General features: G+C 71.4%; 24 protein-coding genes. 5 read left to right on the top strand and 19 right to left on the bottom strand.

The features are described 5' to 3' along the window. Positions 1-84: 84 nt before the first annotated feature. The 7 genes from ACZ66Z_RS34805 to ACZ66Z_RS34775 all read right to left on the bottom strand — a co-directional run bounded on the left by ACZ66Z_RS34805 (position 85) and on the right by ACZ66Z_RS34775 (position 3,283). Positions 85-378 carry a hypothetical protein gene (locus ACZ66Z_RS34805; RefSeq protein ID WP_469939838.1) on the bottom strand — a complete coding sequence of 98 codons (294 nt, stop codon included), beginning with the start codon at positions 376-378 and terminating at the stop codon, positions 85-87. Beyond that, positions 375-620 carry a hypothetical protein gene (locus tag ACZ66Z_RS34800; RefSeq protein WP_469939836.1) on the bottom strand — a complete coding sequence of 82 codons (246 nt, stop codon included), beginning with the start codon at positions 618-620 and terminating at the stop codon, positions 375-377. Before ACZ66Z_RS34800 ends, ACZ66Z_RS34805 begins: the two co-directional genes overlap by 4 nt. A 19-nt stretch (positions 621-639) precedes the next feature. Then, entirely contained in the window at positions 640-1,068 is a 429-nt protein-coding gene (locus tag ACZ66Z_RS34795) for an RRQRL motif-containing zinc-binding protein (RefSeq protein ID WP_469939835.1), read from the bottom strand. 196 nt (positions 1,069-1,264) lie between these two features. Further along, complete coding sequence (locus ACZ66Z_RS34790) at positions 1,265-1,495, bottom strand: hypothetical protein (RefSeq protein WP_469939833.1); 231 nt, start codon at positions 1,493-1,495, stop codon at positions 1,265-1,267. 110 nt (positions 1,496-1,605) lie between these two features. After that, positions 1,606-1,860 (bottom strand): hypothetical protein, encoded by a 255-nt coding sequence (locus ACZ66Z_RS34785; RefSeq protein ID WP_469939831.1) that lies wholly within the window; start codon positions 1,858-1,860, stop codon positions 1,606-1,608. A 79-nt stretch (positions 1,861-1,939) separates the two neighbouring features. Beyond that, positions 1,940-2,746, bottom strand: a complete 807-nt coding sequence (locus ACZ66Z_RS34780) for a hypothetical protein (protein ID WP_469939829.1) — start codon at positions 2,744-2,746, stop codon at positions 1,940-1,942. A 42-nt stretch (positions 2,747-2,788) separates the two neighbouring features. Continuing rightward, entirely contained in the window at positions 2,789-3,283 is a 495-nt protein-coding gene (locus ACZ66Z_RS34775) for a hypothetical protein (protein WP_469939863.1), read from the bottom strand. Between the two features lie 223 nt (positions 3,284-3,506). Between ACZ66Z_RS34775 and ACZ66Z_RS34770 the strand changes: the two genes are divergently transcribed. Next, positions 3,507-3,668, top strand: a complete 162-nt coding sequence (locus tag ACZ66Z_RS34770) for a hypothetical protein (protein WP_199815995.1) — start codon at positions 3,507-3,509, stop codon at positions 3,666-3,668. A gap of 1 nt (position 3,669) precedes the next feature. Here the strand turns inward: ACZ66Z_RS34770 and ACZ66Z_RS34765 are convergent, their stop codons facing one another. From ACZ66Z_RS34765 to ACZ66Z_RS34710, 12 genes are all read right to left on the bottom strand, one after another. Further along, on the bottom strand, positions 3,670-3,858 hold the full coding sequence (locus ACZ66Z_RS34765; protein ID WP_469939828.1) for a hypothetical protein: 189 nt from the start codon (positions 3,856-3,858) through the stop codon (positions 3,670-3,672). A gap of 79 nt (positions 3,859-3,937) precedes the next feature. After that, positions 3,938-6,082 (bottom strand): chromosome segregation protein ParM, encoded by a 2,145-nt coding sequence (locus ACZ66Z_RS34760; protein WP_469939827.1) that lies wholly within the window; start codon positions 6,080-6,082, stop codon positions 3,938-3,940. Positions 6,083-6,165: 83 nt separating this feature from the next. Then, the gene (locus ACZ66Z_RS34755; protein WP_469939826.1) at positions 6,166-6,582 is read right to left on the bottom strand and encodes a conjugal transfer protein TraB; all 417 of its coding nucleotides are present in this window, start codon (positions 6,580-6,582) and stop codon (positions 6,166-6,168) included. Between the two features lie 20 nt (positions 6,583-6,602). Then, a complete protein-coding gene (locus ACZ66Z_RS34750) occupies positions 6,603-8,828 on the bottom strand; it encodes an ATP/GTP-binding protein (protein ID WP_469939824.1) in 2,226 nt (741 codons plus the stop codon). A 129-nt stretch (positions 8,829-8,957) separates the two neighbouring features. Then, the gene (locus tag ACZ66Z_RS34745) at positions 8,958-9,266 is read right to left on the bottom strand and encodes a hypothetical protein (RefSeq protein ID WP_469939822.1); all 309 of its coding nucleotides are present in this window, start codon (positions 9,264-9,266) and stop codon (positions 8,958-8,960) included. Next, a complete protein-coding gene (locus ACZ66Z_RS34740) occupies positions 9,263-9,742 on the bottom strand; it encodes a hypothetical protein (RefSeq protein WP_469939821.1) in 480 nt (159 codons plus the stop codon). The genes ACZ66Z_RS34745 and ACZ66Z_RS34740 overlap by 4 nt, the downstream gene beginning before the upstream one ends. Positions 9,743-9,856: 114 nt before the next feature. Next, positions 9,857-11,548 (bottom strand): DUF2637 domain-containing protein, encoded by a 1,692-nt coding sequence (locus tag ACZ66Z_RS34735; protein ID WP_469939820.1) that lies wholly within the window; start codon positions 11,546-11,548, stop codon positions 9,857-9,859. A 452-nt stretch (positions 11,549-12,000) separates the two neighbouring features. Then, positions 12,001-12,357 carry a hypothetical protein gene (locus ACZ66Z_RS34730; protein ID WP_469939818.1) on the bottom strand — a complete coding sequence of 119 codons (357 nt, stop codon included), beginning with the start codon at positions 12,355-12,357 and terminating at the stop codon, positions 12,001-12,003. Positions 12,358-12,468: 111 nt separating this feature from the next. Beyond that, positions 12,469-12,783 (bottom strand): WhiB family transcriptional regulator, encoded by a 315-nt coding sequence (locus tag ACZ66Z_RS34725; RefSeq protein ID WP_469939816.1) that lies wholly within the window; start codon positions 12,781-12,783, stop codon positions 12,469-12,471. Positions 12,784-12,942: 159 nt separating this feature from the next. Beyond that, positions 12,943-13,128, bottom strand: a complete 186-nt coding sequence (locus ACZ66Z_RS34720; RefSeq protein WP_469939815.1) for a hypothetical protein — start codon at positions 13,126-13,128, stop codon at positions 12,943-12,945. A gap of 82 nt (positions 13,129-13,210) precedes the next feature. Next, a complete protein-coding gene (locus ACZ66Z_RS34715) occupies positions 13,211-13,387 on the bottom strand; it encodes a hypothetical protein (RefSeq protein ID WP_469939814.1) in 177 nt (58 codons plus the stop codon). 153 nt (positions 13,388-13,540) lie between these two features. Further along, positions 13,541-14,401, bottom strand: coding sequence for a hypothetical protein (locus ACZ66Z_RS34710; protein ID WP_469939812.1), 861 nt, complete (start codon positions 14,399-14,401; stop codon positions 13,541-13,543). A gap of 505 nt (positions 14,402-14,906) precedes the next feature. Here ACZ66Z_RS34710 and ACZ66Z_RS34705 point away from each other — a divergent pair. The 4 genes from ACZ66Z_RS34705 to ACZ66Z_RS34690 all read left to right on the top strand — a co-directional run bounded on the left by ACZ66Z_RS34705 (position 14,907) and on the right by ACZ66Z_RS34690 (position 18,299). Continuing rightward, entirely contained in the window at positions 14,907-15,716 is an 810-nt protein-coding gene (locus tag ACZ66Z_RS34705) for a GntR family transcriptional regulator (protein ID WP_469939811.1), read from the top strand. Between the two features lie 54 nt (positions 15,717-15,770). Further along, positions 15,771-16,328 carry a UTRA domain-containing protein gene (locus ACZ66Z_RS34700; protein WP_469939809.1) on the top strand — a complete coding sequence of 186 codons (558 nt, stop codon included), beginning with the start codon at positions 15,771-15,773 and terminating at the stop codon, positions 16,326-16,328. A gap of 79 nt (positions 16,329-16,407) precedes the next feature. Beyond that, positions 16,408-16,743 (top strand): hypothetical protein, encoded by a 336-nt coding sequence (locus tag ACZ66Z_RS34695; RefSeq protein WP_469939808.1) that lies wholly within the window; start codon positions 16,408-16,410, stop codon positions 16,741-16,743. 326 nt (positions 16,744-17,069) lie between these two features. Further along, positions 17,070-18,299 (top strand): tetratricopeptide repeat protein, encoded by a 1,230-nt coding sequence (locus ACZ66Z_RS34690; protein ID WP_381421663.1) that lies wholly within the window; start codon positions 17,070-17,072, stop codon positions 18,297-18,299. Positions 18,300-18,612 lie beyond the last annotated feature (313 nt).

Below are 18,612 nucleotides of genomic sequence, written 5' to 3'. Positions count from 1 at the left end.
GGTGAGGGAGCGGGTGGCCGGCCCTTTGCCGATGCGCGGCCATCCGAGGTCCGACCCCGGCCGCACCGGCCGGGGTCGGGTCGTTCAGAACGGGGGCTCGTCCGGCCAGGCCGGGACGGGCAGGAGCCGGATGCGCCAGGTGGGCCGGTTCGCCCAGCAGCCGCACGCCTCCATCTCCGGGTTCGCGCCGTCGACCCACCAGCCGCCCTCGCCCCGGCAGTCGGGGCAGGAGCGGCGGGGCAGAGGCGTCAGCTCGATGCGGTGCCGGTCAGCGTGCAGCCGCCGGTGCCCGACCCGGAGCGCGAGGGTGACGGCCCCGGCCGCGGCGGCCGGGACGGCGGCGAGCAGCAAGGCGGCCCGCAGACGGCGGCCGGTCACCTCAGCGGGATCGCGCGGCAGGCGGCGGCGTGGTTGTTGGCGTCCGGCCGGATGCGGAACAGGTAGTCCTCCTCGGGCCGGTCGGAGGAGTCGCCGCAGCCGTGGCAGTGCCAGCGGTTCTTCTCCGAGTGCTTGCCGGGGCCGGTGACGTCCACGTACGAGCCGCCGACGGTGAGGAACCTGATCAGCAGGTTCCTGGGGCGGTCGGGCTCGGTGAAGGCGGCGAGGGTGGCGGTGCTCATGGGCTGGGGTCCTCTCGGATCAGGCGGCCAGCAGGTGCTTGGCCGGGGAAGCGATGTACGAGGTGGGGTCGGCGGGCGTGCCGTCGTAGCACTCCAAGCACGACCCCAAGGTCCTCAAGGGAAGGCAGTGGAAATAGCGCCGGCCACAGGGCCCGGGACACGTCTGGCGAGCAGCCATCGCCTTGTCGAGCGCGGCCTCCTTCGCGAGGGTCATCGCGAACTTCGGCTTCGCCAGGTCGATCCGGTACAACCACGCGAAGCGCTTGCCGCCACGGCACTCGATCCGAGCGACGGGCTCGTGGCCTCCGGGGCGCAGGCCCATCGCGCGCAGCTGGCGGCGAGTCGCGAGGTTTTCGCGCCCGGCCTGCCTCCACCGGAAGACCGGTAAGGAGCCGTCGCCGGGGTCGTGCGGGTCGACGTCGACCAGGTCCTGGTCCTGGTCGTCCATCACCTGCTCCAGGTGCCGGGCAGCCGGGCGGGGCGCTGCGAGTAGCGGGGTCCGGGGCGCTGCGGGCGGGGCCGGCCGATCCGGCGGCGCGGGCGGGGGGTGAGCACGAGCGGTCTCCTCCAGTCGTCGGGCAGACAGCGCTGCGCCCCGCTGACGTCGTGCTGGTGTCGGCGGGGCGTAGCGGGGGTGCGGCTGGTTATGCGGCGAGGCCGTGGGCCGTGCGGGTGGAGTGCTCACCGGGCGCGGGCGTGCTGTGGTCCGGAGCGGGCGGGGCCGGCTGCTGCTCGGGGGCGCCTGCCAGGTGGGTGCCGATCAGGTAGCCGATCAGCAGCCCGCCGATGCCGAAGACCTTGTGGCGGTTGGCTTTCCACCAGGTCGGGGGCGGGGGCTCGGTGAGCACTCCTATGACGGTCGGCGCTTTCGCCAAGACGACGTCTCCTTCTCTCGGATGGGGTGGTGCGTGCGGCCGGGCGGCCTGTCCGGTCCTCGCCCGCCCCCGTACGGGCGGGGTGGGCGAGGGCCAGGCAGGGCGTCAGGTCAGCGGGCGCGGCGGGTGCACAGTCGGCGGGTGGCCCACTGCCGCAGCCGGTCGAGGCGCGTGGGGTGGGTGTGCCGCCAGGCGGTGGCGAACACGCCGTCCTCGGTCGGGAACGAGCGCTCGGCGCCGCAGCTGCACAGCCAGAAGTACGGCTCGGGGCGGGTGTCGTCGCGGACGGCGGTGACCTTCGCCGGGGCGCCGTCGTGGCGGCCGTGGAAGGTGCCGAACCGGTACTCGTTTTCCTTGAGCTGCATGGGATTCCCTTCGGTTCGGCGCGCGTCCTGATCGGGAGCGCGCCAGAGGTGGTGTCGGAGTAGGCGGAGCGGACCGGGGTCAGCGCTGGAGCGGGTGGACGTTGTCGGGCTCGTCGCCGAAGTCGTCCCCGGCCGGGGTGGGGGCGGGGAGGGTGGCGTGGATGTGCAGGGCGGGGCTGAACTGGGGCTGGAACTGCGGCGGGTGGTTGTGGACGACCGGCCGCAGGCTCAGGCCGCGCAGGGCGAAGATGCTGGCGAGCGCCCACATGAGGGCGGCGAGGCCGGTGGCGGCGGCGCGGCCTCCGGCCGGGGTGGCGGACCAGATCATGGCGAGGGAGCCGATCCCGAACAGCAGCCAGGCGATGCGGGCTCCGGCGTTGCCGAAGAACCCGCCGACCAGTCCGAGCAGTCCGGTCAGCTGCCAGAACGCGTACAGGGCAGCTGGTGCGACGGGCAGGTGCGCGGCCTGGTCGGCGAGGAACACCCTGATCGGGTGGTCGACCGTGCCCCACAGGCCGCTGCCGTCCCCGGCGTCGGAGGCCGGGACGTCGGACAGGCCCTTGAGCGTGGCGGAGGCGATGTCACCGGCGGCGTCCAGCATCAGCACGATGAGGCTGAGCCCGCCGAACAGGAGGGCCGCCTTGATCCAGGTGGCGATCTCGTACCAGCTGACGTGCCGGGCCTGGCCGACCTCCTCCCACCGCTCGTAGAGGAAGCCGCCCTCCTCCCAGGACGCCTTCCACGCGGCGCGCAGCCACGCGAGCCGCCCCTTGCCGTGCTGGCCGTCGAGTTCGGGGGCCGGCGGCACGGGCGGCAACTGGTTGAACAGGTCGAGGAAGGACGGGTTGTTCTGGCCGTTGATCGGCTGCTTGTCGTTGTGAGTCATGGCGTGGCTGCTCCCTGTGCCAGAAGGCGGGTGGTGGGCGGGTCAGTGGATGTCGTTGCGGGTGCGGGCGAAGAACGCGCCGCGGGTGGTGCTGTTGTTGTGGATCTCGGTGTGGTGGGTGACCGGGCCCTCGTAGACGTTCTTGGTGACGGCCGCGCGGGCCTTGCTGATCGCGCCGCCGATGGCGGTGGCGGCCATGGCCAGGCCCGCGAACGGCAGGGTGACCATGAGGACCCCGGTGAGGCTGACGGAGGCCAGGCCCTGCAGGACGAGCCAGGCGCCGCAGCCGATGCCGGTGATCCCGGCGCCCACGCCGATGCTCGCGACGGCGATCCCGGCCGCCCAGGCCGGGACGATCCGGTGGTCGGGCTGCGGCACGGGCGGGGTGGTGCCGAAGGCCGGCGGCGCGGTGTCGTCTCGGTAGGAGGTGGGGTGCTGCCGGACGGGCTTGCCCGCCCACTCGTCGAGCAGGCGGCGGGCTTCGGCTGCGGCCTCGGACTCGGGCAGGCCGGACTGGGTGGTGTGCAGGGGGTCCATGAGGGGGTCTCCGATCACGCGGGAAGGGGTGCGCCCTCCTGGCCGTGGTGGCGGGGAGGGCGCGTGGGGGAGTGGTCGCGCGCAGCGGGGAAGGGCGTCGCCGGAGTGGTGTCCGGCGGCGCCCTTCGGCGTTGTGCAGGAGGTGGTTTGTGGCTGGCGGGTGGGTAGTCACCGCCCGGCGCCCCGGGCATCCTCGATCCGGCAGCGCGGTGGAGGGATTCGGGTGGAGTTCGTCTTCGATTGCGGTTGGTGCGGCGGGGACAACTACTTCGTCGGCAGGCAGGTCGGCTGGTGGGTCGACAAGTGGGAGGTCCCGTCGGAGTGGGACTGCCGTTTCTGCGACGGGCTCAACTACACGCCCGACCCGCCGTGGACCGAGGCGTAGGTCAGAAGCTGGCGAGCAGTCCGGCGATCCCGGTCAGGCCGGTGTTGATGGCCGGGGCCAGGCCGGTCGCGGCGAGGGTGAAGCCGAACAGCGTGCAGGTCAGCGCGGGGCCGACGCGGACGTGTCCGCCCTTGACCAGGACGACGACGATGATGGCGAGCAGCGCGGCGGCGGAGATGGACAGGCCCACGGCGGGGGTGCTCCTTCATGAACGGTTGGGGGCCGGCCGCCGTTCGGGCGGGCCGGCCCCTGGGTGATGGGTGGGTGGTTCAGGCGTCGGTGAGGCTCTTGATGGCCTCCAGCGCCTGGCGGGGCGAGGTGACCTTCGGCTCGGCGCGGCGGGTGCTCTTGGAGCCGCGCCCGCCTCCGCCCTTGCCGCCGCCTCCGCGCCGGCGGGGCTTGCCGTCGCCGTCGTCGTCCTCGTCGGGCTCGGGCCAGAACTCGCCGGGCCGCGGTTCGGGCTCGCTCCAGTCGAACCACAGGCCGAGCTTGGTCAGCTCCTCGATCTCGTAGTCGGTGAGCCGGTGGATCTCGCTGGGGAACAGGCCGGAGAGGTCGTGGTCGAAGTCCACGTACAGGGCCTTCATCAGGACGGCCCGCCCGTTGTCGAGGACCACGACCGCGACACCGCCGGTGGAGACCCCGTTCTCGGGCTCGGCCTCGCCGGCCATGGCCCGCTCGATCGCGCTGCCTTCCTTGGGGGCGTAGCGGGCGGGGATGGTCGGGACGTCGTAGGCGTTCTCCATGGTGCCCTCCGCCGCCTTGCGGGTGGCGCCGGGCGATCCCATGTTGAAGATGACCGGACGGCTGTTCTGCCGGAGGTTGTCCTTCATCTCCGTGGAGAAGCCGTTGTGCGCGAACGGGCTCTGCCCGGCCGGGTTGAAGCCGATGCCGTACTTGAGGCCCATGACGGTCAGGGCGTCGCCGTCGGCCTGGATGAACTCGCCGTACTCGGGGTCCTGGCTCGCGGTCATGAACTCATCCGCGTAGACGTTGAGCTGCTTGTAGGGGCAGCGCGGGTCGCCGGGCTTGTAGTCGTGCGCCTTGCCGTCGTGCGCCCACGGCATCTCCGCCCGGATCTGGCACAGGGCCTTGGCCGCGCGCAGCTGGCGGGCCATGTAGAGCGGGGTGATGCCCTGGCGGTCGATGAACTCACCCAGGGCGGTGGTCTTCTCGTCCTTGAAGCAGGACGAGAGCCACACGATCTGTCCGGCGTTGGACTCGGCCACCATGGTGACGGCGAAGAACTGGGTCTTGCCGCCACGGGTGACGCCGAGGACCAGGCCGTGCTTGGCAGCGTTCTTGTCGTGCTGGAAGACGAAGTTGTGCACCGGCTGGCCGGTGATGCTGAACCCGCACACGTACATGCCCCTGGCGTCCGGGGTGAGCAGCTCGCGGGTGGCGGGGAACTTCGGGGACAGCGGCGGGGTGTCGAAGACGCTGATCAGGAACTCGGCTCCTTCGACCAGCACGAAGACGCGGCTGTCGTCATCGGGCAGGCCCAGGCCGCGGCAGACCTTGGACAGGTCGATGCGCGGGGTGTCGGTGGGGTCGGCCATCCTCGCCCGGTAGAACGTGACCCCGCGCTCGGTGTCGCGGGTGGTGTGGACCAGCTCTGAGCCGGGGGCGCCGCCCTTGGAACTGGCGACCTTGTCCGTCCACTTCTCCTGGTCGGTCGGCTTGGTGCGGCGGCGCTGGTTGGCGTCGGGGGTGATGTGGGCCTCCATCCAGCCGGGGCCGCCCTGGCGGCCGGGCTGGATGGCGACCTCCGAGAGCACGACGTCGCTGGAGGGCACCGCGAACGGGGCGGCGACCGCGGCCTCGGTGAGGCCGGTGATCGGCCGTCCGGTCTCCGAGGCGCGCAGCAGGATCGTCAGGTCGTGCCGCTGCCCGGGGTGCCGGGTGGCCTTGACGACGTGGGTGCGGCCGGGCATCCCGGCGTTCTCCCACAGCATCCGCACTTCGCGGGTGAGCAGGTCCGCGCCGTCGTCCACCACCGGCGGGGCTTCCGGCTCGGGGATTTCGGCGGGCGCCGGCTGCGGGGCGGGGGCGGCGAGGGCGGGGCGGTGGCGGCGACGGGCGTGCCGGGAGTAGGGCAGCACCAGCAGGCCGAGCGCCGCCCATCCGGCGGCGAGCAGCCCGTCCATCCCGTACGGCCCCCAGCCGGTGGTCGTCTTCGCGGCGACGTCGACGGCGGCGGCCAGGACCAGCGGGGTCCAGCGCAGGATCTTGCGTCCGGCGCCGGTCTCGTCGCTCTTGGCGGCGAGGACCCAGCCGCCGATCCCGGCCGCGCCGGCCAGCTGCACGACCTGGTTGACGGGGCTGTCGGGGTAGAGGTTCGGGGCCACGGCCAGCACGGGCGCGGCGAGGGTGTAGGCGAGGCGTTCGAGCGTGACACTGCGCGGCGTGGCCACCGGCTTCTCCTTCGGGGCGAATGGCCACGGGCGGCCCCGCGTTGTCGCGGGGCCGCCCGTGGCAGGGGTGGGGGAGTGGGGGGTCAGCGGTTGAAGAACCCGGGCCGGGGCGTCTTCTCGCGCCGGCCCGAGCGGATGTCGTCCAGCGCGCCGTAGAGCCGGGCGTGGGTGCGCCGGGTCTGGTGGGTGAGGTCGGCGGTCTCCTGTGCGGTGTCGGAGAGCTTCTTGACCTGCACCCCGGCGCCACCGAGGGCGACGGCGACGTTGCTGGTCAGCTCCACGAACTTCGCGTCGAGTCCGGCGTTGTCGATGTCGCGGGCCACGTCCTCGGCCCGCTTGGCGTTCCTCCTGACGCTGCGCACGAGCTCCTCGAGGCCGAGCCCGGCGTCGTCGAGCGCGCGCCCGAGGGCGTCGAGCTTGGCCTGGACGGCCTTGTAGCGGTTGTCGCCGTCGGCGACGGCGGGCGCCGTGCCGTCGGTGCGGGGTGCGGGGCTGCTCATCAGCGGTTTCCTCCCTGCTTCTAGTCGTGGTGGGCGGCGGCCGACGCGTAGGTCAGGCCCGCGTCTTCCTTCGCGGCCATGTCCTCGCCGTACACGCGGGCGACCATCGCGGCCGCGAGCTTGGCGGCCTCCAGGGCCAGCCCGCACTCACTCGCGCACCGTTCGGCCTGCTGCTTCATACGGGCCGCGGAGTCGGCCAGGTCCGAGATCAGCTCGGTGACCTGGGTGCTGACGTTGTGGTCGCCGACCAGGTCGGTGGCCATGTCCCGCAGGGCGTCGGCGACCTTGTCCAGGGCCTCCGCGAGGGCTTCGGCGCGCTCCTGGTCGGAGGCGGCCTGGATGGCGATGTTCGCCATCTCCATCAGGTACTCGTCGAACGTGATGTCCGTGCGGTGCTGGGCGGCCAGGCCGCCGCTGCCGGACGGCCTGCTGACCTGCGAACTGCTCACGCTGCTCCCTTCCGTGGCTGTCGGCCGGCTGGTGCCGGGCCTGGCGGTGTGCGGCTCCGGCGCGGGCGGCAGGCCCCGCACGCCGGTCGTGACGGCCGCGGGTCCGTCGGGGACGATGTCGGCGTCGACGATGTCGTCCTCGCCGCTCTTGCTGTCGGTGCGCGGCGGGCGGGTGGGACGGTCGGGCCACTCCACCGTCGGCGTGGAATCCTCCGCGCCGAACGGACTGTCCGCCGGGCGGCCGGACCGTCCGGCACGTCCCGTACGACCGCGTCCCGCCCGGCCGGTGCGACCGGCGCGGCTCGTACGTCCGCGCCGTCCGGCCCGGCCCGTGCCAGCGGTGCGCCGGCGCCGGAACCGGCGGCGCTTCTTCGCGCCGTCAGACGCCCCGTCACCGGCCTTGGAGTCCTTGTCCGGCTCGTCGCCCGCCTTGCCGTCCTTCGCGGCGCTGGAGACCCCGTCAGGGCCGTCCTTGGCGGTCGTGGAGTCCTTGCCGTCGGCGCCCTTTGCCTTGGAGTCCTCCGATTCCTTGCCCTTGGAGTCCTTCTCCTTGGTCAGGCTGACCTTCTCCGCCCCGGCCGCCTTGGCGTCCTTCGCCTCCTTGGCGGCCTTCGCGTCGGCGCGGCGCTTGTCGAAGCGGCGCTGGGCTTCCTCGCCGATGGCCTGGCCCAGCGTGGTGCGGCCCGGGTCGGCCGACGCCGCGGCTTCCCGCTTCGCCTGCCGCGCCTTCGCCCGCTCCTGCCGCTTCGCGCGGCGGTCCTCCCACGCCTGCTGCTTCTGGGCGCGGGCCTGGTCGCGGTCCTTGGACCGGTCCGCGACACCGGCGGCGTGCCCGGCGGTGCGCCGTTCCTGCCGTCCGGCCTGCCGGGCCCCGGCGCGCTCCTGGCGGCCGCGGGCCCGCTCGGCACGGGGGCTGGAGGCCGGACCACCGCTGTCGGCCTTGGAGTTGCCGCTGCGGCCGGAGCCGCCAGAGCCCTTCTGAGAGCCTTTCGAGCCCCCGGACGACCCGTCGCGCCCGGAACCGGCTGCGCGGCCGCCAGAGCCCCGTTCGGGGCCCTTCGCGCCGCCCTTGCCGCCTCCGGTCGCGCCGGACCCCGAACGGCCTCCAGGCCCGCCGGAGTTGGAGCCGCGCGACGACCCGGTCCGGTTCGGCCCGGCACCGGAGGAGTTGGTGCGGGAGGGCCCGCCGCCGCCTCCGCCGCGCGAGGAGCCGCCCCCGCCGCCGGCCTTCGAGCGCCCCTTGTCCGTCCCCATCCCGGAGCCGGACACCTTCGTGCGGTCGGCGTCGGCCTTTCCGCGTGCCGCCGCCTTGTCGCCCTTCGCTTTCATCATCGCGGCATGGAGCTTTCCGTTCTGCTCCATCATCGCGACTTCCTGAGCGGTGCGACCCTCGATCAGCGCCGCCTTCCGCGCTATTTCTGCCTCGCGGAAAGGAGCCTCGCTTTCGTGATTGGCCCGCGCCATTTCCAGCCGGAATTCCAACCAGTCACCGAGACGGTCGGCGAGAGAGCGGCGCTGTTCGTATTCGCCTTCCTCGTATTCGCCTTCGGATTCCTCGGCTACCGGCGGGGCGATTCCCTCGGAACGCATTGCCAGTGCGGGGTCGGGGGCCGCCGGAACTGCGGGGAGTTCCATGGTGGTCTCCTCCGGGCTCTCCGGGGGAGCCTCCGGGACGTCTTCCGGCGGCGGAATGGTGTCGATGAAATCCGGGATCGGCGGCAGCTCGTAGGTGGAATCACCGCTCCACGGGCCGTGGACCAGGGTCCCGCCGTCGGTCTCGTCGGACTCGTCGGACACGGGGCACCTCCCCTCCTGGGGACTTGACAGACAGTGGGGTCTCGTGTGCACGCGCGTGCACGTGCACGTGTGCACGCTTTACGCGCGCGAGGCCCCGCCGGAGCCCGGCGGGGCCTTCGTGGGTAACGCTCAGTGATGCGGGCCGTGCTGCTTCAGGACGGTGTCCGCGTACTTCATGAGGTGGTCGAACAGCCGCGGGTCGCCCGCCTGCCGCTTCTCCAGCACCAGCTTGAAGAGGCGGCAGACCAGCGTGAATGCGGTGATGACATCATCGCGACCGGCTTTGACTTCCCTGGCGATTTCAGTCCGGGTGACTCGGAGCCAGAATTCCATCCGGCCGGTCTCTCCGCGACTTTCGATCGCCTTGCGCTCTTCTTCCCGCAGCCAGCCGATCCGCCCTTGAATGGAGCGTTCGATGCTGCTGAGGGGGCGCGTCACGCCGAATCCCTCTTACCGAGGTCGTAAATCGACGTGGGACCACCATAGCCGGAATTCTGCGGCTGCGCACCCTGCTGCGGCGGGTTGGGCGCGGCCTGGAGGACCGGCGGGTTCTTCTTCCGCTGCTTCTCCAGCTCCTTTTCCTTCCTTTCCTTCGCCGTGTTCACCACGGCCTCGTCGTGGGCGCGGCGCTTGTAGGCGCTCTTTTCCAGGCCCTCGGTGAGGTTCTTCAGGTTCCTGAGGACGTTTCCGAGGGCCCTTTCGACGGGCATCGCGCGCAGCCTGGCGTGGTACCAGCGGTCGCCCTCCACGTGGGTGTCGCGCAGGTGCACCTGGGTCTCGATCGAGAGGGTCTCCAGGTTCTTGCCGATGTCCAGCAGGACCCGCTGGACGTCGGCCAGGTACCGGGCGGTGGCCTCCGGGCTCTGCGCGACGTCGCGCAGAGGGGAGTAGTTCGGGTCGTTGTTGCTGTTCACGGCAGGGATTCCCTCCTGGTGTACTGATGGAGCTGTGACTGCTTCCGGCAGTCGCAGCGAGGGCCAGCCCGCTTCCTTCGGGCTGGCCCTCACTGGTGTGTGCCGGACGGTGGATCAGGGGCGGTAGCCGCCGGCGAGCAGAGCGACGGCCTCCTGGCGGTACTTGGAGGCGGTGTCGGTGGACGAGACGTCGAACTCGCGCTGGACGTCGGCGATGGAGACGACCCGGCACAGCTCGCGGTGGATCCCGTCGGCGTCCAGGCCGACGAACACCGCGCCGGCCGCGAGCGCCATGCGCACGACCTTGCGGACCGCCCGCTCGCGCGGCATCAGCCTCGCGATGTCCTCGGCTTCGACCGCGCGCCGCTCGATTTCGGCGGCAGCCCGCCGCGTTTCGGCAGCAGCCTTCTCGGCTTCGGCGGCCTCCTTGCGGGAGCGCGCGGCGTCAGCGAGAGCGGCCTCCCGGCGGCTGTCCTCCTCCGCCTTCTTGCGGTCGGCTTCGGCAGCGGCGCGCCGCGTTTCGGCGGCGGCCTTCTCCGTTTCGGAAGCACGCCGGTCCGCTTCGGCCGCGGCCTGGCGAGCTTCGGCGATGGCCTGGGTCTCGATGGCCTGAGCCTCGGCCGCAGCGACCCGGTCGGCCTCCGCAGCTTCCTTCCGCTTCTGCGCCGCCTGGCGCTCCAGCTCGGCCGCCTCCAGGTCGGCGGCGGCCGCCGCCTTGCGCGCCTGAGCGATCCGCTCGGTCTCGATCGCGCCGGCCTCCGCCGCCGCGACCTTGTCCGCCTCGGCCGCCGCCCTGCGCTGCTCGGCAGCCTTCCGCTCGAGCTCGGCCTTCGCCAGGTCCGCCTCGGCCGCCGCCTTGCGCTCCTCGGCCTCCAGGCGCTCCGCCTCGGCCTCGCGGGCGCGGGCCTCGGCGACCACGGCGTTGTCGAGGGCCTTCTGCTCCAGCTCAGCGGCCCGCTCTGCGGCGCTGACCTGGGCTCGGGCGTGCGCGCGGGCCTGCCCGGTCTGGCCGTCGACCTCCGCCTGGACCAGCTCCACCTTCCCCTTGGCGCGCAGCTTCTCGGCCGCGGACTCCGCCTTGGCGACCTCGCTGCGCGTCTCCGCGTCCAGGCGGCGGCGCTCCGCCTCCTCCTCGCGCTCGGCGGCTGCCTGTTCCTGCTCATCGGGCATGGCCAGGGCCTGGGCGACGGTGTAGCCGTAGGGCGCCATCTTCATCGGCAGCAGCTCGTCCTCGGTGGCCTGGGAGATGTCGCCCCCGTACTTGCGCTTGAGCCACTGCTCGTAGGCGATGAGCTCCTGGTCCCGGCGGATCATCTCCGGGTAGGAGGTGACACCCCACAGCCGCATCCGGCGGAAGATCCGGGACGTCGCCACCGGGGCGAGGACCCACCGCAGCCACGGGATCGAGTCCCGTTCGGCCTGGTCAGGCCGGACAACACGGTCGATCGCATCGCGGCCGAGCTCCACCACCGTGATGAACAGGACCGGGACGACGCCGTGGGCGCCGGCCGCGACGTAGTCCATCAGCGCCCACGCCCGGTCCCGGGGAGCGCCGGACGCTGCGTTGAGGACGACCGTGACGGCCGTCAGCAGCCACACCGGGTAGCGGATCCAGGTGATGGGGCGCTTGAGCCAGGCCATCAGGAGGTCGACGGCGATCATGACCATGATGCCGACGTCGACGCCGACCGCGAACATCTGGCCCTTGCCCAGCGAGCCGAAGCGGAGCCGTTCGAAGGCGAAGATCGCGACGTGCTCGAAGGACAGGTAGAGGCCGATGCCCGCGAGGACGAGCGCGGCGATCACGATCGCCCCTGCCGCCCACTTCTGGCTGCCGGTCAGCTTCCCCGGGGAGGGCTTAGCTCCGGTTCCGCTTTCCGTCTCCGAAACGAACTCCGGCGTCTCCGAAACGACGTCGGCCGTCCGCGAAACCGGCGTGGACGTTCCCGAAACGGCGGCCGGTGAAGCCGTGTCGGGGTCGGGTTCAGCCGCGGTTCGCGGCCAGTCGGTGATCGTCATAGGGGCCTCCGAGAGGGATCGTTCAGGTGTGCACGAAACGGCGGGGGCTGCTCCCGAAACGTGGCAAGGCGTTCCCGAAACAGCCCGTGATGCGGATGGTTGCTTGCGAACTGGACACCGGCTCTACCCGCTCCGCACGCCCGAAAAGGCCGGCGGTCCGGGAGGCGGGCGGCCGTGCTCGCGAAGCGGCGTGAGGCGGGAGCGAAACTGCGATCGGCTCCCGCCGGGCGGGCGCGAAATCAGCTCTGGAGCTGCGCGCCGTGGCGGCGGAGGTCGTCGGTGGTGATGCCGTAGATCCGGCACTTGTCGATCAGCGGCTTGAGCGCGGTGCCGGCGGTACGCGCCTCGGGCGATCCCTCACCGAACAGCCGCTGAGTGTTCAGCAGGTCGTTGATCGCGGTCGCTGTGCGGGCGGCGTGCCGCTCGACACGTCCCTCGCCCACCCACTCCTCCGCGATGACGTGGAGGGTGGTGCGCCAGCTGCCGTCGTAGTCCTCGGGGTCGATCGGCGGGATGTCGGTGCCGAAGATCGCGAAGGCGCACGCCTGGGCGGTGGCTTCCGTGCCGGGCTGGAGCGGGGTCATCGTCGTGGCCATGAGGGCCTCCCTCGACTGTTCGGTCCGGGCTGTCCGGCTCCCCTTCACCGCCCGTCCCGGCCGCCGTGGTCGGCGGGCGGTGCGGGCGGATCAGGCAGCCTGCAGACCGGATCAGGAGGCGTTGCGGGCCCGCTGGCGGGCGGCGCGGCGCTTCATGGCGCGGCGCTCGTCCTCGCTCAGGCCGCCCCAGACGCCGCCGTCTTCGCCGTGTTCCATCGCCCACCGGAGGCAGGTCTCCATCACGGGGCAGCGGCGGCAGACGGCCTTGGCCTCCTCGATCTGCAGCAGGGCCGGGCCGGTGTTGCCGATCGGGAAGAACAGCTCGGGGTCTTCCTCGCGGCACGCGCTGCGGTCCCGCCAGTTCGTATTCACCGGCAGGTCTGCGGAGGGGGAGTAGCTGGCGTTTACGATGTAGCTGCGATTCATCAGGGCCTCCCAGAAGGTCCAGTGCAGAAGTCAGCCCCGGGGTGGCCGCCCCGGGGCTGTTGCGTGTACGGCGGCCGGACGGCCGGAGCGGGCGGGAGCTCCCGGCGCTCTCCGCCGGCCCCGGCCGGGACGGCGCGGGGACGACGGGCAGGGCCGGGTTCAGCGCTGCTTGTTCTGGCGTGCGAGGTAGGCGTCCTGGAGGCGGGCGAACCGCTCGTGGATCGGTGTCCCGACCTCGCACGTCTGCTCGGCCTGGCAGGCCGCGCAGCCACCGAGGTGGGTGGTGGAGTCCTCGAAGGACTTCATGTAGCGGACGTACAGGTCATCGGTCGGGCGGGCGCTCACTTCTGGTGCCTCTCCGACCGCTGGTTCTGCTCCCGGTTCTTCTGCGAGAGCGCCTCACGCTCGGCGTCGGTCAGGCTGGTGATCACGCCGCCACCTCCCAACCGGCCTGCGCCGGGGCGACGGTGGAGACGAGGACCAGGGCGACGTCGACGCGGACGGCGTCCTCGGGCTCGTAGTCCGTGGCCTCGTCCTCGCTCTCGATGTCGTCGATGATCCCCGCCTGCGGCTGTGCCGCGGTGCGTGCCATGCTGTTCTGCATCAGGTCCTCCAGTCAGGTCCTGGACAGCCCCGGGGGCCCAATCCCTGGGGCTGTCGCCATTCACTCCCCAGTTGGGGAGTTGGCCGCCGTACGAGCAGCCACGGCCCCGGCCACCCCTCGCGGGGTGGCCGGGGCCGTGGTCGTTCGTGCGGGTCAGGCGGCGAAGGCAGACCTGTTGCAGCGGGCGGTGTACGCGGCGGCGGTCTCGCCGGGCGCCGGGGCGGGCAGCGCGGCCCTGACCTCGGCTACCAGCGCGGTGTGCGCGGGCTGGTCCGTCGGGGTCAGGGGGCGGCGCCAGACCGTGGCCAGGTGCGTGTAGGCGGCGCGGGCAAGGTGCTCCTCGAGGACGTCGCTCGCCGAGCGGTCCTGTGCGGCGTCGGCCAGGGCGCGAAGGGTGCCGGTGGCCAGGGCGCGGACGGAGCGCCGGTCCCCAGCGGTCTGGGGGACCATGGCCAGCGGGGCGCCGGCGGGGCCGTCGACGGCCCGACCGCGAGTGGTGGGGATCGCGTCGGCGGGAACCGTACGAGCGGCTTCGGCCCGGCGAGCGGCGGGAACCACACGCTCCCACTGCGCCCGCCGGTCGGCGGGGCGCTCCTGCGGCCGGGCGACCTTGAGGGTTTGGACGGTCGCGCGGCGGTGGCGGGTCAGATCGACGGCGAGGCGCTCCTCGCGCGCCCAGTCCCTGTACTGGCGGCTCCAGGTGTGCTCGCTGATGTCCACGTCTACGAGGCGGTTGCTGGAGGGGCAGCGGATCGCGTCGGCGACGCCGGCCTTGCCGGTGTGGTGCGGGACCGTCTTGAGCAGGTAGGTGCCGCGGTGGGGGGTCACGGCCACCCAGGTGCCGCAGTCCGGGCACACCAGCGAGATGCGGCGGGTCTGTGTGGTCTCCACGGTCCGCATGTCGATGTGACCGGGCGACAGGGTCGAGAGGACGATCGCGTCGAGGGGGCTGAGGCGGGAGGTACGGGTGCGGCCCTTGCGCTTGGCGGCCTTGGGCATGGCGAGCTCGGGCATGGCGACTCCTCGGCAGGAAGAGGGAGGGGGGTTCGCGGGGGAGGCGGATGCTCTCTCCACCCACCAGGTCCACGAGCCAGCGGCCCGCGTCCCGGCGGATAGACAGCGCATCAGCGCTGAGGTCGTACAAGCAGTCCTGCCGGCCGGGGGGTTTGGTCGTGCTACCGCCTCCGACCACCTGCCCGACTCCGAGGAGACGAGCTGCAGAAACTGCGGTGGTGCAGTGGTACGTCCAGCGGGGCTCCGAAACGCATGAGCACACCACTGGCTACGCCCCGCATTCGGCTACTCACCGCTTGCTGGGCACTTCGATTAGAACCCTGCTATCCCCCCTCGGTCAACCTGTCTAGCTAACTTGTTTTCCGCACCCCATCTGACCTGCTGGTTTCTACGCATCGTTAAACGGCGGCGAGTCCCAGCTTTCGAGAAACAACTAGACATGCGATGCTGTGCGCACCGGGCAGCGAGATCCGCTGGCCGCACGATGCGCACGGGAGGGGGAGCAGTGGCCACCAAGCAGAAGGAACCGGGGAAGGTCGAGCGGATCGCATCCGAGATCCGGGACAAGATCGAGCGAGGCGCACTCGCACCTGGGTCGCGCCTGCCTGGCGTGCCCCAGCTCCAGAAGGAACACGGCATCGCCTATCAAACTGCGCGCGACATCTACGGCACGTTGGAAGACGAGGGCCTGGTGTTCTCGCGCCGCGGCAAGGGAACCTATGTCGCGCTGGTGATCGACAAGATCGTGTCGGATCGAACCAGCCGTTACCTGCCCGGCTTCCGTGACGCCGGCGGAGCCGTCGGCGCTTTCGAAGCCGAGATGCGGGCGAAGGGCTTCGACACCAACAACGTCGTCACCATCGCCAAGGACGTGCCGCCGAAGAAGGTGACCAGCATCTTCGAGATGCACCATCGGGCGAAGACCGTCAAGCGCGAGCGAGTCATGTCTGTGGGGTTGCCCGGTAACACCGAGGCCCTGGAGGTCGTCCAGGTGGCGACTTCGTGGTTCCCCCCGGACGTCGTCGACGCCTGTCCTGCGCTCGCCGCAGAGGAGACCGGTGTGGGCGGCAGCAAGTCCCGCATGGCAGAGGCCGGCTTCAAGCAGGTGCGCCTCCGGGAAGAGATCGAAGTCCGTTCTCCCACTCCGGAGGAAGCAGCGGCCCTCGGCATCGCAGCCGAACAGGCCGTCATGGAGATCACCCACAAGGGCCTCACAGCCGAAGGCCGGGTCGTGGAGATCTGTCTCCACGTACTGCCGCGCGCCAAATGGCAACTGGCCTACGAGTGGGGCATCGACGACCCGGGAACCGGCTGACCAACGAGAAGCACTCAGACGTCCGTCAACACACCAGCAAGGAGCATCCAGCACATGGCTAGCAACCGAATCGACGACAGCGGCGTGATCCTGCGGGACGCGCGCACTCGGTACACCACCGACCAGCGCGAAGAGAACGGCGCGCACGGTGCGTTCGACGCCGAACTGCGCCGGTCCGGCCGTACCCCGCGCACCGAGGTCAACGTCAGCCGCGCCGCTGCGCCGACGGATGTCGCTCAGCTCCTGGGCGTCGACGGCGATGTCGTCGTGCGAGCCCGAGAGATGTTCGACGGTGAGCGCGTCATCCAGCTCGTCACCACGTACATCCCCGTCGACGTCGCCGAGGCGGCGGGCATCGAGCAGGTGGACACCGGCATCGGCGGCATCATCAGCCGGATGAAGGAGGCCGGCTTCGACCAGGGCGACACCGCCATCGAGGACATCGAGCTCCGGCCCGCCACGTCGGAGGAGTCCGAGCGCCTCGGCCTGCCCGAGGGCGCGGACGTGCTGACCATCAACCACATCGGCACCGCCGACGGACGCGTTGTTGAGGTGACCCAGCACGTCCTGGGCAAGGGCTGGAAGCTGCGCTACGCCGCTCCGCTCGCCTGACGAAGTGTCCAGGGCGCCCCGGCCGCGCCGGGGCGCCCACCCCGCAAGCCCCTGCGAGTCCCTGGAGACCGATCCCCCCATGAACACTGAGAAGCGGCTCACCACCACCGAACTCGTGGACGAGATCCGCAGCTCCCTCACCATGGCCAACGGGTGGATCCCCGCACTCTCGGGCCCGGACGGTCCGACCGGCGTACTCGAGGACGCTCCCCTCTCCGAGATCGCTCGGAGCCTGGGCGAGTTCGCGAACACGCCGACCATGCCTTCCGCTGTCGCGCAGCAGCTGCGCAGGGCCGCGGAGTCGGCAGCCGCCGCGACTTCCGCAGACTCCGCGACGGTGTACGGCCACCTGGGAGCGGCGTACGCGTACGTGCTCCAGGCCCATCGCGCCGCCAGCAGCGACACGACTAACTGACCCAGAAGCCCGCAGCCACCGCAGAGGAGGAGCCGTGAAGCAAGCGCCGCGCTCGTCTTCTGCGGCCGTCGGGCGGGACTCAGCATGTGCCGTTCGCCTCCCACTGGGACGTGGATCAACTCGTGTGAACGGCACACACCGTGCGCCCTTCCGGACGCGGCGCAAAGTGACGACTGCTGGTGACATCCGGAATGTCACCGGCACTTGTCACCTCCGCACGATCAAGAGGCCGTGCCATGCTCGGCCGCAGAAGGGCCGGCCTCCGTTCGGACATCACCCTGTCGGGCAGGCTGCGCCGCTGGACCGTACGGGGAAGGGGAACGGCGATGGATGAGCGTCCCGACTGGGCACGCCGGATGGTCGAAGAGCGCGCGGCACGCGACTGGTCGCAGACCGACGCGGTGCGCGCGCTGATGGCCCGGCTCCCGGAGGACCAGGTCGTCAGCGAGCAGGACTTGGTGCGGCAGTGGAAGCGCTGGGAAGCCGGCGACGCGCAGCCCGTGAAGTACAGGTCCGCCATCGCTCAGACCTTCGGCACGACGACCGGTGCCTTTTTCCCTGAGAAGTCTCGCCGGGACGGCCGCGCTGAAATCTTGCAGGTCAGCGGCATGGACACCGTGGACATCATCGCCCGGCTGCGGGCCTCGGACGTCGACGTCGCGACGCTGGACGCGCTGCGGATCACGGCGGACCGGCTGTGCTGCGAGTACGCGTACATGCCCGCCGACCAGCTGCTCCTGGAGGGCAAAGCCTGGCTCGCCCGCGTCGTCGGCCTCCAGCACCAGCGAGTCAGCCTCGCTCAGCACCGCGAGATCATCGCGCTCGCCGGGAAGCTCTCGCTCCTGGTGGGCTGTGTCGAGTACGACTCCGGCCGGCCCCGCGACGCCGAAGCCACCCGACAGGCCGCACTGATGCTCGGCCAGGAGGCCGGGGAGCTGAGCGTGCAGGGCTGGGCGCACGAAATGAGGGCGTGGTTCGCGCTGACCCGGGGCGACTACCGCGGCGTCATCGCGGCCGCGGAGGCCGGCATCGCCGTGGCGCCGAACGAGAGTGTCGCCGCGCAGCTCTACGCGCAGAAGGCGAAGGCGTGGGCGCGGCTGGGCGATCGGTCCCAGACCGAAGTGGCGCTCGACAAGGGACGCCAGATCCTCGAACTCCAGCCGTACCCCGAAGACATCGAGAACCATTTCGTGGTCGACCCCGCGAAATACGACTTCTACCGCATGGACGCGCTCAGGAAGTCCGGCGAGAACCGGCTCGCGGAGCAGCTGGCCACCGAAGTCATTCGGGCTGGCACGGATTTCGACGGGACGGAGCGGTCACCCATGCGGATCGCGGAGGCCCGCGTCACGCTCGGCGTGGTCGCTGCCCGCGAGGGTGACCTGGACACCGCGCTCGCCTACGGGGAGCGTGCCCTGGCGGGGGAGCGGAAGTCGCTGCCCAGCCTGGCGATGGTGGCTGCCGACCTCGGGCAGGCCCTCCAGACGCACTACGGACACGCCTCCGAGGCGCAGGAGTTCGTCGCTCACCTCCGCGAACTGCGGGGTGGCCAATGAACTTCCCGTGTGACAGGCAAATTACTTCGTGCTTCCCGTCACGGGGGCGCGGCATTCCGGGCACCTCGGACGCTTCCCGAATTCGTCCCGCAGTTCTGTCGGGTCATGCGGTTAGGCTGTGCCCAGAAGTGATCCATAACGACGAGAACCCCAGCGACCGGGCATGGTCTGCTGGGGCATCTCGAACGGGGCTAAGCCTCGTTGGGCGACACACCTTGATGGGAGGTGCTCGCGGGATGAAGGCTACCCGCCGACGCGGAACTACACGCGCAGCTTCGCCGTTCCTCCATCGCGATCACGCCATCGGGTGCGT

The sequence above is a fragment of the Streptomyces sp. NPDC107498 genome, from assembly GCF_055582805.1.
This window is presented reverse-complemented; position numbering and strand designations above follow the sequence as displayed.